We start from the raw sequence: 23,501 nt of genomic DNA on the forward strand, positions 1-23,501 counted from the left end.
CCGGAATCCCGGGGAACGGCAGGGCCTCACGGCGTTCCGGCCCGGTGTCCGGGCCGGCGGCGTCGTCAGCCCAGCGCGAGGTTGCGCAGCACCAGCCCGGTGGCCGGCTTCGGCCCGAAGGAGGTGGACTTGCGCGGCATGGTGACGCCCTGTTCGGCCAGCCGTCTCACCACCGACTCCCGGACCGGGTGCAGCAGGACGGCGGTGCCGCCGGTGCGCGCGGCCTCCTGCTCGGCGGCCACGGCGGTGTGCAGGTAGCCGATGTCGTCCGGGCCGTCGGGGACGTGCCAGGTGTGGTCCAGCAGGGTAGCGTGCAGGACGGTGGCGTCCAGGTGGCGCCATTCCTCGGGCCGGCCCTGGGGCACGGTGGCGTCGAGCAGGGACTCCTCGGGCTCGCCGAGCAGCCAGTAGACGCCGTCGCCGCCGGTGAGGACGAAGCCGTTGCCGCCGTGCCGCTTCTGCTCGGCGAGGGCCTGGAGCGCGGCGGACAGCGGCCCGGGGACCTCCTTGACCTTCCACTGGTCGCCGAGCCGCTCCAGTGCCTCGGCCACCGGCAGCCGGTACAGCACGCGGTGGATGGCGCGGACCCGCAGTGGGTAGCGGGCGGTGTCCACCAGGAGCACCAGGCCGCGGTCCCAGGGGCTGCGCGGCAGGTGGCGGTGCTCGCGCTGGAGGCGCAGGTACATCTCCCAGCGGTGGTGGCCGTCGGCGATCAGCGCCCGGCAGGTGGCGAGGTCGCGGCTGATCCCGGCGATCTCGGCGGGGTCGGTGACCGCCCACAGCCGGTGATGGGTGCCGTCGCTGGTGGCGGTGGAGAGCAGCGGCTCGCGCTCGACCGTCCGTTCGATCACGCCGGAGGCGCCGCCGTTGCCCCGGTAGGTGAGCAGCAGCGGTTCCAGGTTGGCCCGGGTGGTGCGCATCAGGCCGACCCGGTCGGCGACCGGCCGCGGCATCACGTCCTCGTGCGGGAGCACCACGCCGCCCTCGCGGCCGCTCACCGCGAGGGCGCCGATCAGGCCGCGCTGGAGCAGTTCGGGGGAGTCGGCGGTGGCCGGCACCCGTTGCTCGTAGACGTAGAGCGCGGGCTCGGGGTCGGCGGCCAGGATGCCCTCGCGTTGCCAGGCGGCCAGGAGCCGGGCGGCGTGCCGGTAGCGGGTGTCGCGGTCGGGGCGGTCGCCGGCGTCCTCGGGCTCGGGCCTGGGAAGGATCAGCCGGACCACGTTGTGCGGGTCGGCGGTCTCCAGGTCGAGCCGGCGGCCCGGATCCACGACGTCGTACGGCGGGGACATCACCGCGGCCAGGGCGCCGACCCGGTCGGGGACGTAGCGCAGGCCGCGGAAGGGGGACAGGGACAGGCCGGCGGTGGCGACGTGCCCGGGATCACCGGGGCCGCCCTCGGGAGTCTCGACTCCGTCTTCTGCACTGGGTGTGCTCATTCTGGGCATCGTAACCGGGTACGCGTTGTTGAGAGATCGGAATGCCCGTGCCGAGTCGTGGGCCGGGTGTGCGACCGAGGGCGAGGTACGGCATGGACGACGGGCAGGAACGGGTGGACGGCGGCGGCCCGGTCGAGTCGGGCGGACCGGTCGGGCCGGTCGGTGCCACCCGCGGGGATGCTCCGGCCGGCGGCGTGCCGGGCCGTGCACCGGGCGACGAAGCACCGGGCGGTGACGCAGGGGTCGGCGGCACCGGGGTCGGAGGGGTGCCGCGGCAGAGCCGTTCCGGGGAGCCCGCCGGGGACGTGTACGACTGGTTCCGCCGGGGTGCCCAGCTGCTCGCCCAGGGGCATCCGGCGGCCGCCGAGCAGTTGCTCGCCCGGGCGGTGGCGGCCGAGCCCCACTCGCGCAGCATCCGGGAGGCGTTGGCGCGCGCCCAGTTCGACGCGGGCTCGTACGCGGCGGCCCTGGGGAACTTCCGCGCCGTGGCGCTCGCCGACCCGGCGGACGACTACGCTCAGTTCGGGTGGGGCGTCGCGGCGGCCCGGCTGGGCGATTTCGAGACTTCTGCCGAGCACCTGGCGCTGGCCGTGGCGATGCGGCCGGAGAGCGACCACTACCGGCAGGCGCTGCGGCAGACCCGGGCGACCCTGGCGGCCCGGGCCGGGGCGTACGGCCCGCTGCTGCCGGGAGCACCCGGGTACGCGGCGCCCCCGGCGGGTGCCGAGGGCCCGGCCGGAGGGTCGGCGGGCGACGCAGGCGCGGGCAACGGTGCCGACGACGGCGCCTGACCGGTCGGCGCGAGGACCGGCCGCACGCCGTGACGGACTCCGCGAACGGAAACCGTGGCGGACTCCGTGACGGACGAGTGATGGACTCCGCGACGGAAACCGTGGCGGACCAGTGACGGACGCCGTGACAGGCTCCGCCACGCACGAGTGACGGAAGCCGCGCCGCACGAGGACGTGCGGCGTGGACGACGCAGTGAACGACGACGCAGTGAATGAGGTAGCGCAGCCATGACCGAGACGGCCACCCCCGTGCGACGGACCGCCCCCGGCGGCAGCGAGCGGCCGCTGACCGACGCGTACGACACCGCGCTGCTGGACCTGGACGGCGTGGTCTACGCGGGCGCGCACGCGATCGAGCACGCGGTGGACGCGCTGGACGCCGCCCGCACGGCCGGGATGCGGCTCGCCTACGTGACCAACAACGCCTCCCGCCCGCCGCGGGTGGTGGCCGAGCACCTGACCGAGCTGGGCGTCCCGGCCGAGCCGGCCGACGTGATCAACTCGGCCCAGGCCGCCGCCCGGCTGGTCGCCGAGAAGGTGCCGGCCGGCTCGAAGGTGCTGGTCGTGGGCGGGCTCGGACTGGAGGAGGCGCTGGCCGAGCTGGGGCTGGTCGCGGTCCGCTCGTTGGCCGACGGTCCGCTCGCGGTGGTCCAGGGCTTCGACCCCTCGGTGGGGTGGACGGACCTGGCGGAGGCCTCGTACGCCGTGCAGAGCGGTCTGCCGTGGGTGGCGTCCAACCTGGACCTGACGGTGCCGAGGGCCCGTGGCATCGCGCCCGGCAACGGCACCCTGGTGGCGGCGGTGCGGGCGGCGACCGGGGTGGAGCCGGAGGTGGCGGGCAAGCCGCTGCCGCCGATGCACCGGGAGACCGTGCTGCGTACCGGTGCGGAGCGTCCGCTGGTGGTCGGGGACCGGCTGGACACCGACATCGAGGGCGCGTTCAACGGCGGGGTGGACAGCCTGCTGGTGTTCACCGGGGTGACCACGCCGGAGCTGCTGCTGGCGGCCCCGGTCGAGCACCGGCCGACCTACCTGGCCGCAGACCTGCGCGGACTGCTCGTCCCCCACCCCGCGGTGGCGGCCGTGGACGGCGGCTTCGGGTGCGGCGGCTGGGTCGCGGGCGTCGAGGCCGGTGTGCTGCGGCTGTCCGGGGCGGGGGACCGCTGGGACGGCCTGCGGGCGCTGTGCGCGGCGGCGTGGACGGTGCTGGACGCGGGCGGCGCGCCGGTGGACGGCCGCAAGGCGCTGGCCGATCTGGGGTTCTGAGAACAGGTCGGCGGTCGACCCGGGGCCGCCCTCGGCAGCGCCGGGTCCGACGGCCGAATCCGGGACAGGCCCGGGGCGGGCCCGGCGGCCGAACTCGGGACCGGTTCGGCGGCCCGGCTCAGAGCAGGGTGCGCAGTCGCAGCAGGTCGCGGAAGCCCGCCTCCAGCCTGACCCGGCCGCTCGCCCAGGCGGAGGCGAAGCCGAGCCGCCCGTCGACCAGTGCGACCAGGTCGTCGCTGGTCATGGTGAGCCGGATCTCCGCCTTCCCGGCCGGGGCGCCGGGGGAGACCTCCACGTCCTGGATCCGGCCGTCGCGCAGTCGTCCGGTGAAGGTCAGGTCGAGGTCGGTGATCCGGCAGCTGAGCGAACGGTCGAGGGCCGCGGCCTTGCGGACGTCGCCGGTGGACTTCGCCATGTTCCGGCTGAGCTGCTCCAGTGCCTCCCGGCACTCCTCGGCGTTCGCCACGGGGCGGCTCCCTCCCCCGGTCGCTACGGTGCTGACTGCGGGCCACGGTACCTCAGGCGGGTTTTGGCGGTAGCGTCGTCCGTGGGGTGCCCGGACGTCGACCGTGGGGTGCCCGGAACGGCCCGGGTACTGAGGGCGACGGAGCGACGCACGTACGCGATTGGGAGGCACCCGGATGCTGCCGAGGACGGTTCGGGGAGTGGTGGAGACCGCCGCCGGAGTGGTCGAGGAGGTCGGCAAGCTGGTCGTCGGGACGGCGACCTCGATCCTGGAGAAGGCCGGGGTGGACGTCGCCGGGGTCGAGCGCCGGCTGGGCGGTCAGTTCCCGCCGTCGGTGGAGACCTTGCAGACCCTGGCCGGGGAGGCGGTCACCGCCGGGCGCGCCGGGGTGGACCTGGCGGTCGGTGTGGCGCGCAACGAGGCGGAGAAGGTCTTCGAGAAGGTCGGCGACCAGGTGACCAAGGTCGGCGTGGTGCTGGCGTACCTGGAGACCAAGCTGCGCGAGGTCGAGGAGGAGACCCCGGCGGCCGGGTCCGGACCGGAGTCGTACGAGGCCGAGGAGCCGGTGCCGGCGCCGCGGGCCGGTGACCTGTTCGGGCGCGGCTGGGAGTTCGAGGAGGAGCGCTCGGCGGTCCCGGCGACGGGGGAGCCGATAGTCGCCGAGCGGGTGGAGGTGGACGAGCCGGTCGAGGTCGATCCACCGGTTCCGCCCGTGTCCCGGGCCGCCCCGGTCCCGACCGAGGCGCCCGCGGCCGAGGAGAGCGCCGCCGGGGAGGGCCTGGCGAAGAAGAGCGCCGCCAAGAAGAGCACGGCCGAGGAAAGCACGGCCGGGGAGAGTCCGGCGAAGAAGAGCGCCGCCAAGAAGAGCACCCCGAGGAAGAGCGCGGCCGAGAAGCCGGCGACGACGGGGACGGCCGGGAAGGGGACGGCCAGGAAGGGGACGGCGGCCGGGAAGGCCACCGCGAAGAAGAAGACGACGACCGTCAAGAAGACCGCCACCGCCAAACAGACCGAGGCCCGGTCCGAGGCGGCCACCCGGTCCGGGACGCCCGCGAAGCGTGCTGCGACCAGGAAGACCACCGTTCGCAAGGCCACCAGCACGAAGAAGCCCGATGCCCGGGACGAGTGAACCGCCCGAGTCCGTCCGGGACGCCGGGGCGTCGGACATGATCGCCCTCGTGGAGCCGCTGGGCGTCGAGCCGGTCCTCACCGGCCACCCCGGAGTGGACGCCGGCCTGGCCCGACTGGAGGCTCTGGACGGGGTCCCGGCCGAGGCACACGTCGCGGTGTACGAAGATGTTCACCAGCGGCTGGTCGACACACTGGCCGCGCTCGATCAGGAATGACCCGCAGGATCCGTAGGAGCTGAACACCAGTGGCAGTGGCACGACGCCGACTCGACGCGGAACTGGTCCGCCGCAAGCTGGCCCGATCGCGTGAGCACGCGTCCGAGCTGATCGCGGCCGGCCGGGTGACCGTCGGCGGCACCACCGCGACCAAGCCGGCCACCCAGGTGGAGACCTCGGCGGCGGTCGTGGTGGCCAAGGACGACAACGACCCCGACTACGTCTCGCGCGGCGGCCACAAGCTCGCCGGCGCGTTCGCGGCCTTCGTACCGCAGGGCCTGGTGGTCGAGGGCCGCCGGGCGCTGGACGCGGGCGCCTCCACCGGCGGCTTCACCGACGTGCTGCTGCGGGCCGGGGCCGCGCGGGTGCTGGCGGTGGACGTCGGGTACGGGCAGCTGGCCTGGTCGCTGCAGAGCGACGACCGGGTCACCGTGATGGACCGCACCAATGTGCGCGAGCTGACCCCGGACCTGATCGGCGGCACCCCGGTGGACCTGGTGGTGGGCGACCTGTCGTTCATCTCGCTGGGCCTGGTGCTCCCGGCCCTCGCCTCGTGCGCGGCCGGGGACGCCGACCTGGTGCTGATGGTCAAGCCCCAGTTCGAGATCGGCAAGGAGCGTCTGGGCAGCGGTGGCGTGGTGCGCAGCCCGCAGCTGCGCGCCGAGATGGTGCGCCAGGTCGCGGGGCAGGCGTGGGAGCTCGGGCTGGGCGTGCGCGCGGTCACCGCGAGCCCCCTGCCGGGGCCGTCCGGCAACGTCGAGTACTTCCTCTGGCTGCGCCGGGACGCCCCGCAGCTGGACCCCGCGGAGGCGGACCGGGCCGTGGCGGAGGGGCCCCGGTAGGGTGCCTTGCGAGCGTCCGGCCCGTCATGCCGTATGGCGCGGCCGCACCGGGGCCAAGGGCGACCCGGCAGGCGTTAGGGAGAGGGCAGCGGCATGAGCGATGAAGAACGTACGGTCTTCCTGATCGCGCACACCGGCCGGGAGGCGGCGCTGCGCAGCGTCGAGGCCCTGGTGCACGGGCTGCTGAAGGCGGGTCTTCGGATCAGACTGCTGGAGGCCGAGGCGGTCGACCTGGACCTGCCGGAGGGCGTCGAGAAGGTGACGGAGGGCCCCGGGGCGGCGGACGGCTGCGAGCTGATCCTGGTGGCCGGCGGGGACGGGACGCTGCTGCGCGGGGCGGAGCTGGCGCGCTCGCACGGGCTGCCGATGCTCGGGATCAACCTGGGCCGGGTGGGCTTCCTCGCCGAGGCCGAGCGGGACGACCTGGCCGTGGTGGTGGAGCGGGTGGTGGACGCCGACTACGAGGTCGAGGAGCGGATGACGATCGATGTCATCGTCCGCACCAACGGCGATGTGGTCCACGAGGACTGGGCGCTGAACGAGGCCTCGATCGAGAAGGCGGCGCGGGAGCGGATGCTGGAGGTGGTGACCGAGGTGGACGGCCGCCCGGTCTCCAACTTCGGCTGTGACGGTGTGGTGTGCGCGACGCCGACCGGCTCCACCGCGTACGCGTTCTCCGGCGGCGGGCCGGTGGTGTGGCCGGAGGTGGAGGCGCTGCTGATGGTGCCGATCTCCGCGCACGCGCTGTTCGCCCGCCCGCTGGTGACCTCGCCGGAGTCGGTGTTGGCGGTCGAGGTGCAGCCCAAGACCCCGCACGGTGTGCTCTGGTGCGACGGGCGGCGTTCGGTCGAACTGCCCGCCGGGGCGCGGGTGGAGGTCCGTCGGGGCCGGACTCCGGTGCGGCTGGCGAGGCTGCACCGGGCGCCGTTCACCGACCGGCTGGTGGCCAAGTTCGCGCTGCCGGTGACGGGTTGGCGCGGCCGGGCCGGCCACTGCTAGCACCTCCCGCAGGAGGCCCGCCCACCGGCAGGCCGGTGGGTGGGCGGCCGGCCGCGGCTCGTCCGGATGTGCCGAGGCCGGTGCGCGCCAGGGGCTTTCGCCTGTCCCGGGGCCGCGCACCGGCCGATCGCATGCCGCTGACGAACTGTCAGACCGCCAGTGGCTGGGCCTCGTCGGCCGGTTCGAGCCGTCCGTCGGCCGCCGCCTGGGCGGCCAGGGCGGCGAGGCGTTCGACGGCGGCGGGGACGGTCGCGGCGGGCACGGTGACCGGGAGACGGATGTGGTGCTCGAAGGCGCCGTCCGAGCCGAAGCGGTTGCCCGAGGCGATCCGGACCCCGCCGCGCTCCCCGGCCCGGGCCAGCGCGGCGCCGGACAGGCCGCCGGTGGAGACCCACAGCGAGAGACCGCCGGTCGGCATGGTGAAGCTCCAGTCGGGCAGCCGTTCGGGCAGGGCGGCGGCGAAGGCCCGCGCGGTGGCCCGCAGCCGGGTCAGCTGGTGCTCCCGGACGTCGGGCAGCAGTTCGCCCAGCAGTTCGGCGGCGATCAGCTGGTCCAGCACCGGGGTGCCGACGTCGCTGTAGACCCGCTCGGTGGCCAGTCGGCGCACCAGCGCCGGCGCGGCCCGGACCCAGCCGATCCGCAGACCGCCCCAGAGCAGCTTGCCCGCCGAGCCGACGGTGACCACCTGGGCGGAGCGGTCCAGTGCGGCCATGGGGCGCGGCAGCGGGGTGGAGGGCGGGACGCCCCAGCCGAGTTCGGCGGTGGTCTCGTCCGCCAGCACGATGCTTCCGGCGGCCCGGGCGGCGGCCAGCAGTTCGCGGCGCTGCTCCTCGTCGATCAGGGTGCCGGTCGGGTTGTGGAAGTCCGGGATCAGGTAGGCGACCTTGGGGCCGGCGCCGCGCAGCACCCGCCGCCACTCGTCGAGGTCCCAGGTGGGCCGCGGAGTCCAGGCGTACGGCACCGGGACCAGGCGCGCACCGGCCAGCCGCAGTGCCTGCAGGGTGTTCGCGTAGCTGGGCGCCTCGACGGCGACCCGGTCGCCGCGGCCGATCAGGGTCCGCTGGAGCAGGTGCAGGGCGCCCATGGCGCCGGTGGTGATCAGGATCTGGTCGGGGGTGGTGGGCAGTCCGCGCTCGGTGAAGCGGCGGGCGACGGCCTCGCGCAGCACCGGGACGCCGGTGGGGTAGTGGCCGTGCCCGGCGGCGTAGTGCGGCAGCTGTTCGACGGCCCGGGCGGCGGCCTGGCCGACCCAGGGCTGCGGGGCGGGCGGGGCGGCGACGCCGAGGTCCAGCATGCGGCTCTGCTCGTCCGGCGGGACGGGGTGCAGGGCCTCGCTGGGTGGCGGGGCGCCCTCGGGCAGGGCGGTCCAGCTGCCCGCGCCGCGCCGGCTGCGCAGGTAGCCGTCGCCGCGCAGGGTCTCGTACGCGGTGGCGACGGTGGTGCGGCTCATCGCGAGGGCGGTGGCCAGCTCGCGTTCGGCGGGCAGTCGGGCGCCGACCGGCAGCCGGCCCTCGGTGACCAGCAGCCGGATCTGCCCGGCCAGGGTGCGGTAGGCGGGGCGGCGGGCGGCGGCCGGCTCGGGGAGCCGGGCGGTGGCGAGCAGCCGCGCCAGGGCGGGCGGGGTGACGGTGGTGTGCCAGTCGACCATGGCTGAATAAGTCCACTTGCTAGAGATTGGCCCTGGAGCAGGCCGCTTTGGACTGGCCATCATGGCAGGGCGGCCGTGCCGGCCGCCACCACCGGGTGTCCCGGTGGTGCAGCACCACCGCAGGAGCACGCCTTGGCCACCACGACCACACCGGCATCGGCCGCCACCACCACCCCCGCACCGGCCGCCGGGCGGAGCCTCGCCGTCCGGGTGTTCGGCGACACCCACGCCCTCGGCCGCCGGATACCGCAGCTGTTCGCCGGCCTCGTCCTGTACGGCGTGAGCATGGCGCTGATGCTCCGCTCCGGCCTCGGCCTCGACCCCTGGGACGTCCTGCACCAGGGCCTGCAGCGCACCGTCGGGCTATCGGTCGGCGCCTGGGTGACGATCTGCGGGGCTCTCGTCCTGCTGCTGTGGATCCCGCTGCGCCAGCGCCCCGGCCTGGGCACCGTCGCCAACGTGCTGCTGATCGGCGCGGCCATGGACGTCACCCTGCGGGTCGTCGGCGGCCCCGGCGCCCTGCCCGTCCGGATCGCGCTGTCGGTCGGGGCGATCGTCCTCAACGGCCTGGCCACCGGCCTCTACATCGGCGCCCGGCTCGGCCCCGGCCCGCGCGACGGCCTGATGACCGGCCTGCACCGGCGCACCGGCCGTTCGCTGCGACTTCTCCGGACCGGCATCGAGGTGACGGTCCTCACCGCCGGTGTGCTGCTCGGCGGCACCGCCGGGGTCGGCACCGTCGCGTACGCGCTGGCCATCGGCCCGATGGCGCAGCTCTTCCTGCGCTGGTGCACCGTGCCGGTGGCCGCCGAGGACTCCCGGAAGGGATGAACTTCCGGGCGCGGAGTTGCCGCGCGCCGTTGTCGTTCGTCGCGCGCCGGGGGCGGAACCTCGTAAGGTCGTCTCCGTGTTGGACGAGATGCGGATACGGGATCTTGGGGTCATCGACGACGCGGTGGTCGAACTCGCCCCCGGCTTCACCGCCGTGACCGGTGAGACCGGCGCCGGAAAGACCATGGTCGTGACGAGCCTGGGCCTGCTGCTCGGCGGCCGCGCCGACCCGGGCCTGGTGCGCAACGGCACCGGACGCGCCGTCGTGGAGGGCCGGCTGGAGCTGCCCGCCGACTCCCCGGCGGCGGCCCGTGCGATCGAGGCGGGGGCCGAACTGGACGACGGCGCGCTGCTGATCAGCCGGACCGTCTCCGCCGAGGGCCGCTCCCGGGCGCACGTCGGCGGCCGGTCCGTCCCGGTCGGGCTGCTCGCCGAGCTCGGCGAGGACCTGATCGCCGTGCACGGCCAGACCGACCAGCAGCGCCTGCTGCGCCCGGCCCGCCAGCGCGGCGCGCTGGACCGGTACGCGGGCGCCTCGGTGGCCGGGCCGCTGGCCCGATACCGGGAGACCTACCGCGTCCTGCGCGAGGTCTCCGCGACCCTGGAGGAGCTGACCACCCGGGCCCGCGAGCGCGCCCAGGAGGCCGATCTGCTGCGCTTCGGCCTGGACGAGATCGCCGCCGCCGAGCCGGTGGCCGGCGAGGACGCGGAGCTGGCCGCCGAGGCCGAGCGGCTCGGCCACGCCGACGCGCTGTCCTCCGCCGCGACCCTCGCCCACGCCGCCCTGGCCGGCGAGCCGGTCGACCCGGAGGCGCTGGACGCGGGCACCCTGCTCGCCCAGTCCCGCCGGGCCCTGGACGCCGTGCGCCACCACGACGAGCGGCTGGCCGCCCTGGCCGACCGCCTCAACGAGGTCGGCTACCTGCTCGCCGACGTGGCCGGCGACCTGGCCGGCTACGCGGACGACCTGGACGCCGACCCGGTGCGCCTGTCCGCCGTCGAGGACCGCCGGGCCGTACTGGCCCAGTTGCTGCGCAAGTACGGCGGCGAGGAGAACTCGCTCGCCGAGGTGATCGCCTGGGCCGAGGCCGGGGCGGTGCGGCTCGCCGAACTGGACGGCGACGACGACCGGATCGACGAGCTGGGCGCCCGGGAGACCGAGCTGCGGGCCGAGCTGGCCGAGCTGGCCGCCGAGGTCTCGCGGGCCCGGCACGCCGCGGCCGGACGGTTCGCCGAGGCGGTCTCCGCGGAACTCGCCGAACTGGCCATGCCGCACGCCCGGGTGACCTTCTCGATCGGCCAGGTCGACGACCTGGCCGGGATCGAGGTCGGCGGGCGCACCGTCGCCTACGGTCCGCACGGCGTGGACGAGGTGGAGGTGCTGCTGGCCCCGCACCCGGGTGCCCAGCCGCGCCCGATCGCCAAGGGCGCCTCCGGCGGTGAGCTGTCCCGCGTGATGCTCGCCGTCGAAGTGGTCTTCGCGGGCGCCGACCCCGTCCCCACCTACCTGTTCGACGAGGTGGACGCGGGCGTCGGCGGCAAGGCCGCGGTCGAGATCGGCCGCCGGCTGGCCAAGCTGGCCGAGTCCGCCCAGGTCGTGGTGGTCACCCACCTCCCGCAGGTCGCCGCGTTCGCCGACCGGCACCTGGTGGTGGTGAAGACCAACGACGGCACCGTGACCCGCAGCGGCGTCAAGGTGCTGAACGACGAGGAGCGGGTGCGCGAACTCTCCCGGATGCTGGCCGGCCTGGAGGACTCGGAGCTGGGCCGCGCCCACGCCGAGGAGCTGTTGGCCGCCGCGCGGGCCCCGCGCCGCCGGTAGCCGGCGCCGGCGGCCCCCTCGGACACCGGCGACGCGCCCCGGTGGCGCCGACTGTCCAAGAGGGCCGCCGACCTGGCATGGTGGCGCCTGGACACTGGCTTTCCAGCCCCGAGCGCCGCCGGGCGGGCAATCCTCGCGAGGCGGCGCGCGAACCTGATCGAGTCGGATGCGAGACGACGTGGACCATTCCGCCGCCCGGGCCACCGCGGCCGTCCCCGAACCGGGGCAGCTGCACGTGGTACTCGTCCTGGCCGCCAGCACCGGCGGCATCGGTGCGCACGTGCGCTCCCTGGCCCAGGGCCTGGTCGCGCACGGAGTGAGCGTCACGGTCTGCGCGCCGGCCGGCGCGGACGCGCTGTTCGGCTTCTCCCGCACGGGTGCCCGGTTCCACACCGTCGACATCACCCCCACCGCGGGCGCCCGCAGCGACGCCACCGCGATCGGCGAGCTGCGCCGGGCCTTCACCGGCGCCGACGTGGTGCACGCCCACGGGCTGCGCGCCGGGCTGCTGTCCGACCTGGCGCTGCGCACCGCCGGCCGCTTCCCGGGCCTGCGCCCGGAGACCCCGCTGGTGGTCACCTCGCACCACGCGCTGCTGGCCACCGGGATGGAACGCCGGCTGCAGCGGCTGATGGAGCGCCGGGTGGCGCGCGCCGCCGACCTGGTTCTCGGCGCCTCCTCCGACCTGGTCGCCCGGGCCCGCGAACTGGGCGCCACCGACGCCCGGCTGGGCCCGGTGGCGGCCCCGCCGATGCCCGACGGGCAGCTCGCCCGCACCGAGGCCCGTACCGCGCTGCTCGGCGCGGACCCGGACCGCCCGCTGGTGCTGGCGGTCGGCCGGCTCGTCCCGCAGAAGGCCTTCGGCGTCCTGCTGGACGCCACCCGGGAGCTGTCCGCGCTGGACCCGGAGCCGCTGGTGCTGCTCGCCGGGGACGGCCCGGAGGCGGGCGTGCTGCGCGAGCGGACGGCCGCGGAGAAGCTGCCGGTGCGGTTGCTCGGCTACCGCACCGACGTGCCCGACCTGCTGGCCGCCGCCGACGTGGTGGTGATCTCCAGCCGCTGGGAGGCCCGCTCGCTGGTGGTGCAGGAGGCGATGCGGGCCGGCGTGCCGGTGGTCGCCACCGCCGTCGGCGGCATCCCCGAACTGGTCGGCGAAGCCGCCGTACTGGTGCCCCCCGGCGACCCGGCGGCGCTCGGTCGCGCGGTGCGCGCCCTGCTGGCCGACCCGGGCCGCCGCGAGCAGCTGGTGGCGGCCGGCCGGCAGCAGGCCGAGACCTGGCCGGACGAGGCCGCCACCGTCGCCCAGGTGCTCAGCACCTACGACGAGCTGGTGCAGCGCGGCTAGACCGGCTCCGGACGGTGGCCCGCTAGACGGTGGCCCGCTCGACCCGGTCGGCGGCCGGGCCGTCCGGCTGGGCGGACAGGTACGCGGCGCCGCAGGCCGTCAGCCGCAGCGCGGTGTCGATCAGCGGGACGTGGCTGAAGGCCTGGGGGAAGTTGCCGACCTGGCGCTTGAGCCGGGGGTCCCACTCCTCGGCGAGCAGGCCGATGTCGTTGCGCAGCGAGAGCAGCCGGTCGAACAGTTCGCGGGCCTCCTGCACCCGGCCGATCATGGCGAGGTCGTCGGCCAGCCAGAACGAGCAGGCGAGGAAGGCGCCCTCGTGGCCGGAGAGGCCGTCGACGTTGTTGCCGCTCTCGTCGTGGGTCGGGTAGCGCAGGACGAAGCCGTCCTCGGTGGACAGTTCGCGCTGGATCGCCTCGATGGTGCCGATGACGCGCTTGTCGTCCGGGGGCAGGAAGCCGACCTGGGGGATCAGCAGCAGCGAGGCGTCCAGCTCCTTGCCGCCGTAGTACTGGGTGAAGGTGTTGCGTTCCGGGTCGTAGCCCTTCTCGCAGACGTCCGCGTGGATCAGCGCGCGAAGCGCGCGCCAGCGCTCCAGGTGGCCAGGGGTGGGCTCGTCCTCGGGGGTCTGCTCCAGCAGCTTGATGGTCCGGTCGACGGCGACCCAGGCCATCACCTTGGAGTGGACGAAGTGCCGGCGCGGGCCGCGGACCTCCCAGATGCCCTCGTCCGGCTCCTGCCAGTGCTCCTCCAGGTAGTCGATCAGGCGCAGCTGGAGGTGGTGGGCGTGGTCGTTGCGGACCAGGCCGGTCATGTGGGCCAGGTGCAGGGCTTCGACGACCTCGCCGTAGACGTCGAGCTGGAGCTGTCCGGCGGCGCCGTTGCCGACCCGGACGGGCTGGGAGCCCTCGTAGCCGGGCAGCCAGTCCAGCGAGGACTCGGTGAGCTCGCGCTCGCCGGCGATGCCGTACATGATCTGGAGGTTCTCCGGGTCGCCGGCCACCGCGCGCAGCAGCCACTCGCGCCAGGCGCGGGCCTCCTCGCGGTAGCCGGTGCGCAGCAGGGAGGAGAGGGTGATGGCGGCGTCGCGCAGCCAGGTGTAGCGGTAGTCCCAGTTGCGTTCGCCGCCGATGTCCTCGGGCAGGGAGGTGGTGGGGGCGGCGACGATGCCGCCGGTGGGGGCGTAGGTGAGGCCCTTGAGGGTGATCAGGGAGCGGATCACGGCCTCGCGGTAGGGGCCCTGGTAGGTGCACTGGTCGGCCCACTCGTGCCAGAAGTCGGCGGTGGCGTCGAGCATCCCCTCGGCGTCCGGGGGCCTGGGCGGGTCGAGGTGGGAGGCCTGCCAGGTGAGGGCGAAGGCGATCCGCTCGCCGGCTGTGACGGTGAAGTCGGCGTAGGTGGTGAGGTCGCGGCCGTAGGTCTCGGCCTTGCCGTCCAGCCAGACCGAGTCGGGGCCGGCGACGGCGACGGTGCGGTGGCCGCCGTCGGCCTGTTCGACGCGGTGCACCCAGGGCACGATGCGGCCGTAGGAGAAACGCATCCGCACGGCCGAGCGCATCCGCACGGTGCCCGTGACGCCCTCGACGATCCGGATCACCTGGGGGACGGCGTCCTTGCCGGCCAGCGGGCGCGGCGGCATGAAGTCGATCACCCGGACGGTGCCGCCGTCGGTGTCCCACTCCTGCTCCAGGACCAGCGAGTCGCCCCGGTAGCGGCGGCGGTCGGCGGGCACGGCGGGGGCGGCGGCGGTGGGCGGGGGCACCCGCAGGTCGGCGGTGTCGGCGATGCGGGCCCGGCCCGTGTCGGCGGGGGGCGTGGCGGCGGCCGGCGCGGGGACCTCGGTCTGGACGGCCTCGGCCGGGCCGATCCGCCAGAAGCCGTGTTCATCGGTGCCGAGCAGGCCGGCGAACACGGCCGGAGAGTCGAAGCGGGGAAGGCAGAGCCAGTCCACCGCCCCGTCCCTGCTGACCAGGGCAGCGGTCTGCATGTCCCCGATGAGTGCGTAGTCCTCGATACGGCCGGCCACGTGGATCTCCAGTTCGCAATGTGGTCAGGGCATCGGCGAGCGGAGGGAGCGAGCGGTCTGCGGGGCCGGAGGTCCACCCCGGGACGTCCGGCCTGCCGGGGGTGGTGGCAGGCCTTGCTGGAGTGTCCGCGGGGCTCGGTCGAGCCCCTGGAGTGGGTGGGGATGGGCTGGAATACGGGGAGGTCCGGTCGCGCATCGGGGACCGGGAGTGTCCTGACCCTCCCACGCCCTCCGCGTGCTCGTGCTGTCGGCGATGCGTCCGAGCAGCTTACGACGGACGAAAGGGGCGAAGCACGCGGGCGCAGCCCGGTGTGGCGCCGCAATTCGGCGGAAATGCCGTGCATCGCGAGGGCGCGGCGCAGGATGGTCCGGAAGGATCACCTCCGGCTGGTCCGGCCGGATGAGTCGCGATGGTCCGGACGGATACCGGGCTCTGGCCCGGTCCGGCGGGTTGTGCGACCGGTGTGAAATCTGTGGCGCGTGGTGCGCCGGTGGTGCGCCCCGCGCGCGCCCCCGATGCGGCGCGCGCGGCCCGGAACGGCGTCCGGGTCCGGTCGCTGATACCCTGGTATCCCGTGGACCGGCGGGATCAAACGCCCCGGACCAGCCGAACCGACGACCCAACGAGCGCCGCGCACCGAGCCGGCCTCCGTCGCCCGGCGAACCCCGAGCCTCCCGCCCACGTCTGCTTCGACACGCGACCCACGGGAGCCCCCTCTTGGCACAGCCCCATTCCGGCAAGGCAGCGAACGGCCGCGCCGTGACGACCAAGCACCTCTTCGTCACCGGGGGTGTCGCCTCTTCTCTCGGAAAGGGGCTCACCGCCTCCAGCCTCGGCGCGTTGCTCAAGGCCCGCGGCCTGCGCGTGACGATGCAGAAGCTCGACCCCTACCTCAACGTGGACCCGGGCACGATGAACCCGTTCCAGCACGGTGAGGTGTTCGTCACCGACGACGGCGCCGAGACCGACCTGGACATCGGCCACTACGAGCGGTTCCTGGACACCAACCTGCACGGCTCGGCGAACGTCACCACCGGCCAGGTGTACTCGACCGTCATCGCCAAGGAGCGCCGCGGCGAGTACCTGGGCGACACCGTCCAGGTCATCCCGCACATCACCAACGAGATCAAGTCCCGGATCCGCCGGATGGCGACCGAGGACGTCGACGTGGTGATCACCGAGGTCGGCGGCACCGTCGGCGACATCGAGTCGCTGCCGTTCCTGGAGGCCGTCCGCCAGGTCCGCCACGAGGTCGGCCGGGACAACGTGTTCTTCGTGCACGTCTCCCTGCTGCCGTACATCGGCCCCTCGGGCGAGCTGAAGACCAAGCCCACCCAGCACTCCGTCGCCGCGCTGCGCAACATCGGCATCCAGCCCGACGCGATCGTTCTGCGCGCCGACCGCGAGGTCCCGCAGGCGATCAAGCGCAAGATCTCGCTGATGTGCGACGTGGACGAGGAGGCCGTGGTCGCGGCCATCGACGCCAAGTCGATCTACGACATCCCCAAGGTGCTGCACGGCGAGGGCCTGGACGCCTACGTGGTGCGCCGCCTGGACCTGCCGTTCCGCGACGTTGACTGGACCACCTGGGACGACCTGCTGCGCCGCGTCCACGAGCCGCAGCACATCGTCAAGGTCGCCCTGGTCGGCAAGTACATCGACCTGCCGGACGCGTACCTGTCGGTGACCGAGGCGCTGCGCGCCGGCGGTTTCGCCAACAACGCCCGGGTCGAGATCAAGTGGGTCACCTCGGACGACTGCGAGACCCCCGAGGGCGCCCGGGCGCAGCTCGGCGACGTCGACGCGATCTGCATCCCCGGCGGCTTCGGCGACCGCGGCGTCAACGGCAAGGTCGGCGCGATCACCTTCGCCCGCGAGAACAAGGTCCCGCTGCTGGGCCTGTGCCTGGGCCTGCAGTGCGTGGTCATCGAGGCGGCCCGCAACCTGGCCGGCCTGCCGGAGGCCAACTCCACCGAGTTCGACGCCGCCGCCAAGCACCCGGTCATCTCCACGATGGCCGAGCAGCTGGCCATCGTCGACGGCAAGGGCGACCTGGGCGGCACCATGCGCCTGGGCCTGTACCCGGCCAAGCTCGCCGAGGGCTCGATCGTCCGCGAGGTCTACGACGGCGAGCAGTACGTCGAGGAGCGCCACCGCCACCGCTACGAGGTCAACAACTCCTACCGCGCGGACCTGGAGAAGACCGGCCTGGTGTTCTCCGGCCTCTCGCCCAAGGGCGACCTGGTCGAGTACGTCGAGTACCCGCGCGAGGTGCACCCCTACCTGGTGGCCACCCAGGCCCACCCGGAGCTGAAGTCCCGCCCGACCCGCCCGCACCCGCTGTTCGCGGGCCTGGTCAAGGCGGCCATCGAGATCAAGACCGCGGCCTCCGAGTAGTCCCCGGTCGTTGCGGTCGGCTGTCGTCGGCCGCGGTCGTCGACAGCGCTCGTTCACCGGACGGCGGCCCCGCGATTCCCGCGGGGCCGCCGTTCGGCGTTAGATTGTGTCGTACTGACGAAAAGGGGAGAGCGATGGACGAGCAGGGCCGCCAGGGGATCTTCGACGTGGCCGAGGAGTGGGAGGTCCGGGAGAGCGGAACGCCGTTCCGGGGCAAGGTCACCGGGGTCCGCAGCGAGGAGGTCCGGATGCCCGACGGCAGCTGGGCGCGCCGCGACTACCAGACCCACCCCGGCTCGGTCTCGGTGCTCGCCCTGGACGACGAGCAGCGGGTGCTGGTGCTGCGCCAGTACCGCCACCCGGTGCGCCAGCGGCTGTGGGAGCTGCCGGCCGGCCTGCTCGACGTGCCCGGCGAGAACCCGTGGCGCGCCGCGCAGCGCGAGCTGTACGAGGAGGCGTACTGCAAGGCCGGTACCTGGCGGATCCTCGCCGACTACTACACCTCCCCGGGCGGCACCGACGAGGCGCTGCGGATGTTCCTGGCCACCGACCTGGCGCCGGCCGAGGGCGAGCGCTACGCGGCCGAGGGCGAGGAGCAGGAGATCGAGGTCGCCTGGGTGCCGGTGCCGGAGCTGATCCGGCTGATCCAGGCTGGGAAGCTGCACAACCCGACCCTGGTCACCGGCACCCTCGCGGTGCACGCCGCGCTCACCGGCCCGGACGGGCTGGACGCGCTGCGCCCGGCGGACTCGCCCTGGCCGGCCCGCCCCTTCGAGGCCTGAGGCGGTCCCGTCGGGTTCCGGGGTGGCCGGTTGGGCTCCGGGGCGGGGCGGGGTGGTCGGTCCGGGTGCGGGGTGGCAGACGGGGGACGAGAGGGCCGGTCGGGGGACGGCCGGCCGCCGTGCGTTGAGTCGTTGGGGTGATTTGCCGATTCGTACGACCGGATGTCACCTCGGCTGAGCCGGACGGTCGAACTACGCTTCGCAGACAGGGCGCCCGTCCCGGGCCGCCTCCGCTGAACTCCGGAGGCTGGGCACCGGATGCCGAGCGTCGGATGCCGAGCGCGCGATGACGTCGGGAGTGGCACGGGTGGCGAGGAAGACGGCGACGATGGACCCCGGCCCCGGCGCGCCCGCCGGGGACGTCCCGGGCCTTGAGCGGCTGCCGGCCGGGCCCGCGCTGTTCGTCGGGCGGCGCGCCGAGCTGGCCGCGCTGCGGGCGGCCGCCGCCCGCCCGGCGAGCGGACGCTGCCCGGTGCTGGTGCTGGCCGGGCGTCCCGGCTCCGGCCGGACCGTGCTGGCGGCCCGCTTCGCCCGTACCGTCGCCGCCGACTACCCGGACGGCGTGCTGTTCGTACGGCTGTCCGCCCCGGACGGCGGCCGGGTGCCGCCGGCCCGGGCCGCCCGGCTGCTGCTGGAACAGCTCGACCCGCAGGCCGTCGTGCCGCTGCCCGGCGCCGGCGAGGACGGGCGGGACGAACCGGGCTGTGCGGCGCTGCGCGAGGCGCTCGCCGGGCTGCGGGTGCTGCTCGTGCTGGACGACGTCCGGGACGCCGGGCAGGTGTGGCCGCTGCTGACCGACGAGCCCGGCTGCCTGGTGCTCGCCACCACGGCCGGACCGCTCACCGGGATCGAGGACATCGACCCGGTGATCCTCGGTGGGTTGGACCGGCAGGCCTCCGGCGAGCTGCTGGCCGACCTGGTCGGCGGCACCCGGATCTCCTGCGACCCGGTCGGCGGTGCCGACCTGGCCGAGGCCTGCGCCGCCCGGCCGGCCGCGCTGCGGCTGATGGCGGGGTGGCTGCGCGGGAACCCGAAGATCGCGGTCACCGAGGCGGCGCGCGAGCTCAACCGGGTGGTGGGGGAGGAGACGACGGTCACGGCGGCTTCGGTGGACCCTGCCGCGGGCGCCGGGGTCGAGGAGAAGGACAGGCAGAAGGAAAGGGAGAGGGAGAAGCAGGGGGAGAAGCAGAAGGGGCCGGGCAGGGCACCGGGGAAGAGGGAAGGGGAGCGGGAGCGGGCGGCGAGGTCCTCCGGGGCCGCCGGGGCCGCCGGGGCCACAGGGGTGATCGGGGCCACCGGGGCGATCGGGGCGGCGTCGGGTCCGTCGGGCAAGCAGGGGGCCGGCAAGCCCGTCCCGGGGAAGGCGGTCCCGGTCCCGGGGACGGGGGCGGCGCCGCAGGGCCGGGCCGGTGAGTCCGCTCCTGGTGCCGGTGCGGCTGTCTCTCGCGGTGCCGGTGCCGCTTCCGCTGCCGCGGCGACGGAGTCGGCCGGTGATCCGGCGGCCTGGGTGAAGCCCGGCCCGGAGCCGGCCGAGCCGGTGCCCGTCCCCGACAACGACCCGCTGCTCGGCGCGTTCACCCTGCTGTACCGAGGGCTGCCGGCCGCCCAGGCGCGGATGCTGCGCACCCTCACCCTGGCCCCGGCGCAGACCGCCGACCCGCGCACCGCCTCCGCGCTGGTCGGTTGCCCGGTACCGGACGCGGCCGTGACGCTGGCCGCGCTCGCCGAGCGGGAGCTGCTCGGCGAGGAGGCGCCGGCCGCCGACGGCACCGCGCGCTACCGGGTGCCCGGGCGGCTGTACCCCCGGCTGGTCCGGCTGCGCGAGCAGGAGGACCGGCCCACCGAGACCGAGCTCGCCCGGGCCCGGCTGCTGGAGCGGATGGTCCGGCTCACCGAGTCGGCCCGCGCGCTGCTCGACCCGGCGGTCGGCCCCGTCCCGGAGCCGCTGCCCGCCCCGCTGCGGCTGCGGTCGGCCGCGCACGCCCGTGAGTGGCTGCTCGGCGAGCGGGAGCTGCTGCTCGGCGCGGTGGCCGACGCGATCGGCCAGGGCGACCTGGACGGTTCGGCCGGGCGGCTGGTCACCGCGCTGCTGCGGACGCTGCCGCTGACCGGAGCCGCCGCCCCCACCGATCTCTACCGGCTGCACGAGCTGGTGCTGACCGTCGCCGAGCGCGCCGGCCGGCCCCGCCGGGCCTCGGCCGCGCTGCTCAACCTGGGCGACCTCCAGGCCTCGGCGGGCCGCTGGGAGCCGGCCGCCGTCCACTACCGGGCCGCCCTGGAGCACGCCCGCAGGGCCGACGACGAACCGCTCTGCGCCCGGGCCCTGGAGAGCGCCGCCAACTGTCACCGGGCGCTCGGCGACGCGGTGCGGGCCGCCGACTGGTACGGGCGGGCGCTCGGCCTGCGGCAGGCCCTCGGGGACCACGCGGCCGAGGCCCGGCTGCTGGCCCGGGTGGCCGAGGCGCACACCGCGCAGCGCCGTTTCGACGAGGCCGACCGGGAGTACCGGGCCGCGCTCGCGGTGCTGCGCCGGCTGGGCGACGAGCGGGGCCGGGAGGCCGTCGGCGGGGCCCTCGCGGACCTGCGGGAACGCGTGGATGCCGGGTGGTGATAGGCATTTCGGAGGTATTGTCGAAGATGCCCGGTTGGGACGTCTTTGGCGGGTAAGTCGCAGGGGAAGCCTACGAACCTGCCAATGTGTGCGGGAAAATTATTCACTTTGGAAGGCTGACACGCCGACTGGGCTTCATTACACTCGGACTCAGTCGCGCAGCGATCCCGCCCCGGGCTGCCCCGGAGGCTTCCCCACGTGCGCGTCGCCCACCGGTCTTCTCCGGTCGGGACCCCCATGGCAAGAGGACGTGTTCACCCGTGAAGGTCGGCATCCCCCGCGAGGTCAAGAACCACGAGTACCGCGTGGCCATCACGCCCGCCGGCGTGCATGAGCTGGTCCGTAACGGACACGAGGTCTACATCGAGGACAACGCCGGTGTCGGCTCCTCGATCCCGAACGAGGAGTACGTGGCCGCCGGCGCCACCATCCTCCCCACCGCCGACGAGGTGTGGGCCACCGCCGACCTGCTGCTGAAGGTCAAGGAGCCCATCGCCTCCGAGTACCACCGGCTGCGCAAGGGTCAGACCCTCTTCACGTACCTCCACCTGGCGGCCGACCGGGCCGGCACCGACGCGCTGGTCGCCTCGGGCACCACCGCCATCGCGTACGAGACCGTGCAGCTGTCGAACGGCGCGCTGCCGCTGCTCGCCCCGATGTCCGAGGTCGCGGGCCGCCTGGCCCCGCAGGTCGGCTCGTACCACCTGATGCGCCCGGCCGGCGGCCGCGGCACCCTGCCGGGCGGCGTGCCCGGCACCCACCCGGCCAAGGCCGTCGTCATCGGCGGTGGCGTCTCCGGCTGGCACGCGGCCACCATCGCCGTCGGCATGGGTTACGAGGTGACCCTGCTGGACCGCGACATCAACAAGCTGCGCGAGGCCGACCGCATCTTCGGCACCAAGGTCAAGACCATCGTGTCGAACGCCTTCGAGCTGGAGAAGGCCGTCGTGGAGGCCGACCTGGTCGTCGGTGCCGTGCTGATCCCGGGCGCCAAGGCCCCGAAGCTGGTCACCAACGAGCTGGTCTCCCGCATGAAGCCGGGCTCCGTGCTGGTCGACATCGCCATCGACCAGGGCGGCTGCTTCGAGGACTCGCACGCCACCACGCACGACGACCCGACCTTCACGGTCCACAACTCGGTCTTCTACTGCGTGGCCAACATGCCGGGCGCCGTCCCGAACACCTCCACCTACGCGCTGACCAACGCCACCATGCCGTACGTGCTGGAGCTGGCCAACCGCGGGTGGAAGGAGGCGCTGCGCCGCGACGAGGCGCTCGCCAAGGGCCTGAACGTGCACGAGGGCCAGATCACCTTCCCGGCCGTGGCCGAGGCCTTCGGCCTGGAGTCGGTCTCCCTGGAGAGCGTGCTCGCCTGAACCCCCTGACCGCCCGGCGGTCGTTCGCCCCCGACCCGATCCCTTCGGGCCGGGGGCTTCGCCGTGCCCGTGATCAGCGGGTGGGCCGGGCAGGTCGCTCTGTCGTCAATATCTGTCGGTCACGTCACCCGCCCGCAGAAACGTTGGGGCCGGTGACCCTCTCATCCCTTGACAGCAGCCCGCTCGATACTCGACACATCCTGCCCACTACCGTGGATTGTGTTGCTGCGAACGCCTTGAACGGCCTAGAGTCGCAAACCGTCGGCATGCTGCCACGCTGACGAATCGACATAGAGTCCTGGATGACCCAAGGAGGTAAGACGACTTGTGAATGAGTCGACAATTGCTCCCGGGGGTGGTCAGCCAGGACTGGCGGAGCTCACCGCCGGCCAGCCGAGTGAGGAGTCCGGGGCCCGGCAGCCCTCCGTGGGCTCGGCCGAGGTCGGCTCGGTCGCACTCCGTACTTTCGAAGCACGCCAGAACACAGCACAGGTGACCACGGTGACCGATCACGACGCCGACTTGGCGGCCTACGGCCTGGCCTACGGCGAGTTCGCCTACGGCGCCTACGACGACCCGGACGCCGAGTACGAGCCGGACCCGGAGTACGCCGCCACGCTGGCCCCCGACGCCGCGCGGCAGCGCCGCGAGCGGGTCGGCCCCACCGGCCGTCCGCTGCCGTACTTCCCGATCCCCGCGCCGGTCGCCGAGCACGGCCCCGCCCAGATCATCGCCATGTGCAACCAGAAGGGCGGCGTCGGCAAGACCACGTCGACCATCAACCTGGGCGCGGCGCTGGCCGAGTACGGCCGCCGGGTGCTGCTCGTCGACTTCGACCCGCAGGGCGCTCTCTCGGTCGGCCTCGGCGTCAACCCGATGGAGCTCGACGTCACCGTCTACAACCTGCTCATGGAGCGGGGCCTGACGGCCGATGAAGTGCTGCTGAAGACGGCGGTCCCGGGAATGGACCTGCTGCCCTCCAACATCGACCTCTCCGCCGCCGAGGTGCAGCTGGTCAGCGAGGTGGCCCGGGAGTCCGCGCTGGCGCGCGCCCTGAAGCCGCTGCTGCCCGACTACGACTACGTCATCATCGACTGCCAGCCCTCGCTGGGCCTGCTGACGGTCAATGCGTTGACGGCCGCTCACAGCGTGATCGTCCCGCTGGAGTGCGAGTTCTTCGCGCTGCGCGGTGTCGCGCTGCTGACCGAGACCATCGAGAAGGTGTGCGAGCGGCTCAACCCCGAGCTGCGCCTGGACGGCATCCTGGCCACCATGTACGACTCGCGCACCGTGCACAGCCGCGAGGTGCTGGCGCGCGTCGTCGAGGCGTTCGGCGAGCACGTCTTCCACACCGTCATCGGGCGGACCGTGCGCTTCCCGGAGACCACCGTCGCCGGCGAGCCCATCACGACGTACGCGACCAACTCGGTCGGTGCCGCCGCCTACCGCCAGCTCGCCAGGGAGGTGCTCGACCGGTGCCGCCCCGCCGAGTGAGTCTCCCGGGTGCCGACGAGCTGTT

18 protein-coding genes are annotated in these 23,501 nt (G+C 74.4%); 14 read left to right on the forward strand and 4 right to left on the reverse strand.

Annotated elements, in window-relative coordinates; genetic code table 11:
- Nucleotides 1–65 precede the first annotated feature (65 nt).
- Nucleotides 66–1,436 (reverse strand): DUF1015 family protein, encoded by a 1,371-nt coding sequence (locus ACFWJ4_RS23810; protein WP_380546796.1) that lies wholly within the window; start codon nt 1,434–1,436, stop codon nt 66–68.
- A gap of 92 nt (nt 1,437–1,528) precedes the next feature.
- Here ACFWJ4_RS23810 and ACFWJ4_RS23815 point away from each other — a divergent pair, with 92 nt between their 5' ends.
- Both ACFWJ4_RS23815 and ACFWJ4_RS23820 read left to right on the forward strand, forming a co-directional pair.
- On the forward strand, nt 1,529–2,227 hold the full coding sequence (locus ACFWJ4_RS23815; RefSeq protein WP_380546798.1) for a tetratricopeptide repeat protein: 699 nt from the start codon (nt 1,529–1,531) through the stop codon (nt 2,225–2,227).
- Nucleotides 2,228–2,455: 228 nt separating this feature from the next.
- A complete protein-coding gene (locus ACFWJ4_RS23820; protein ID WP_359899179.1) occupies nt 2,456–3,493 on the forward strand; it encodes an HAD-IIA family hydrolase in 1,038 nt (345 codons plus the stop codon).
- A gap of 118 nt (nt 3,494–3,611) precedes the next feature.
- Here ACFWJ4_RS23820 and ACFWJ4_RS23825 read toward each other — a convergent pair whose 3' ends face one another.
- Nucleotides 3,612–3,959 carry an SCP2 sterol-binding domain-containing protein gene (locus ACFWJ4_RS23825; protein ID WP_380546800.1) on the reverse strand — a complete coding sequence of 116 codons (348 nt, stop codon included), beginning with the start codon at nt 3,957–3,959 and terminating at the stop codon, nt 3,612–3,614.
- A 199-nt stretch (nt 3,960–4,158) separates the two neighbouring features.
- On the opposite strand from ACFWJ4_RS23825, the gene ACFWJ4_RS23830 reads away from it, so the two are divergent.
- The 4 genes from ACFWJ4_RS23830 (at nt 4,159) to ACFWJ4_RS23845 (ending at nt 7,146) form a co-directional block, all read left to right on the forward strand.
- Nucleotides 4,159–5,088, forward strand: coding sequence for a hypothetical protein (locus tag ACFWJ4_RS23830; RefSeq protein ID WP_380546802.1), 930 nt, complete (start codon nt 4,159–4,161; stop codon nt 5,086–5,088).
- Nucleotides 5,072–5,305 (forward strand): hypothetical protein, encoded by a 234-nt coding sequence (locus ACFWJ4_RS23835; protein ID WP_380546804.1) that lies wholly within the window; start codon nt 5,072–5,074, stop codon nt 5,303–5,305. Before ACFWJ4_RS23830 ends, ACFWJ4_RS23835 begins: the two co-directional genes overlap by 17 nt.
- Nucleotides 5,306–5,340: 35 nt before the next feature.
- Entirely contained in the window at nt 5,341–6,147 is an 807-nt protein-coding gene (locus tag ACFWJ4_RS23840; RefSeq protein WP_359899304.1) for a TlyA family RNA methyltransferase, read from the forward strand.
- Between the two features lie 93 nt (nt 6,148–6,240).
- A complete protein-coding gene (locus ACFWJ4_RS23845; protein WP_380546806.1) occupies nt 6,241–7,146 on the forward strand; it encodes an NAD kinase in 906 nt (301 codons plus the stop codon).
- 148 nt (nt 7,147–7,294) lie between these two features.
- Here the strand turns inward: ACFWJ4_RS23845 and ACFWJ4_RS23850 are convergent, their stop codons facing one another.
- Complete coding sequence (locus ACFWJ4_RS23850; RefSeq protein ID WP_380546808.1) at nt 7,295–8,794, reverse strand: PLP-dependent aminotransferase family protein; 1,500 nt, start codon at nt 8,792–8,794, stop codon at nt 7,295–7,297.
- Nucleotides 8,795–9,004: 210 nt separating this feature from the next.
- Between ACFWJ4_RS23850 and ACFWJ4_RS23855 the strand changes: the two genes are divergently transcribed.
- The 3 genes from ACFWJ4_RS23855 (at nt 9,005) to ACFWJ4_RS23865 (ending at nt 12,792) form a co-directional block, all read left to right on the forward strand.
- The gene (locus tag ACFWJ4_RS23855; protein WP_380546844.1) at nt 9,005–9,625 is read left to right on the forward strand and encodes a YitT family protein; all 621 of its coding nucleotides are present in this window, start codon (nt 9,005–9,007) and stop codon (nt 9,623–9,625) included.
- Nucleotides 9,626–9,713: 88 nt separating this feature from the next.
- Nucleotides 9,714–11,447, forward strand: a complete 1,734-nt coding sequence (gene recN, locus ACFWJ4_RS23860; RefSeq protein WP_380546846.1) for a DNA repair protein RecN — start codon at nt 9,714–9,716, stop codon at nt 11,445–11,447.
- A gap of 166 nt (nt 11,448–11,613) precedes the next feature.
- Nucleotides 11,614–12,792, forward strand: a complete 1,179-nt coding sequence (locus tag ACFWJ4_RS23865; RefSeq protein WP_380546810.1) for a glycosyltransferase family 4 protein — start codon at nt 11,614–11,616, stop codon at nt 12,790–12,792.
- Nucleotides 12,793–12,814: 22 nt separating this feature from the next.
- On the opposite strand, the gene ACFWJ4_RS23870 is transcribed toward ACFWJ4_RS23865, so the two are convergent.
- Nucleotides 12,815–14,815, reverse strand: a complete 2,001-nt coding sequence (locus ACFWJ4_RS23870) for a glycoside hydrolase family 15 protein (RefSeq protein ID WP_380546811.1) — start codon at nt 14,813–14,815, stop codon at nt 12,815–12,817.
- Nucleotides 14,816–15,533: 718 nt separating this feature from the next.
- On the opposite strand from ACFWJ4_RS23870, the gene ACFWJ4_RS23875 reads away from it, so the two are divergent.
- The 5 genes from ACFWJ4_RS23875 to ACFWJ4_RS23895 all read left to right on the forward strand — a co-directional run bounded on the left by ACFWJ4_RS23875 (nt 15,534) and on the right by ACFWJ4_RS23895 (nt 23,476).
- Nucleotides 15,534–17,213: a CTP synthase gene (locus ACFWJ4_RS23875; RefSeq protein WP_359899194.1), complete on the forward strand. Its 1,680-nt coding sequence runs from the start codon at nt 15,534–15,536 to the stop codon at nt 17,211–17,213.
- A 134-nt stretch (nt 17,214–17,347) separates the two neighbouring features.
- On the forward strand, nt 17,348–17,995 hold the full coding sequence (locus ACFWJ4_RS23880) for an NUDIX domain-containing protein (protein ID WP_380546813.1): 648 nt from the start codon (nt 17,348–17,350) through the stop codon (nt 17,993–17,995).
- A 307-nt stretch (nt 17,996–18,302) separates the two neighbouring features.
- On the forward strand, nt 18,303–20,606 hold the full coding sequence (locus ACFWJ4_RS23885; protein WP_380546815.1) for an AAA family ATPase: 2,304 nt from the start codon (nt 18,303–18,305) through the stop codon (nt 20,604–20,606).
- Nucleotides 20,607–20,866: 260 nt separating this feature from the next.
- Entirely contained in the window at nt 20,867–21,982 is a 1,116-nt protein-coding gene (gene ald, locus ACFWJ4_RS23890; RefSeq protein ID WP_359899199.1) for an alanine dehydrogenase, read from the forward strand.
- Between the two features lie 426 nt (nt 21,983–22,408).
- Nucleotides 22,409–23,476: a ParA family protein gene (locus ACFWJ4_RS23895; RefSeq protein WP_030245868.1), complete on the forward strand. Its 1,068-nt coding sequence runs from the start codon at nt 22,409–22,411 to the stop codon at nt 23,474–23,476.
- Nucleotides 23,477–23,501: the final 25 nt, after the last annotated feature.

The sequence above is a fragment of the Kitasatospora sp. NPDC127067 genome, from assembly GCF_042724755.1.
Classification (GTDB): domain Bacteria; phylum Actinomycetota; class Actinomycetes; order Streptomycetales; family Streptomycetaceae; genus Kitasatospora; species Kitasatospora lactacystinica.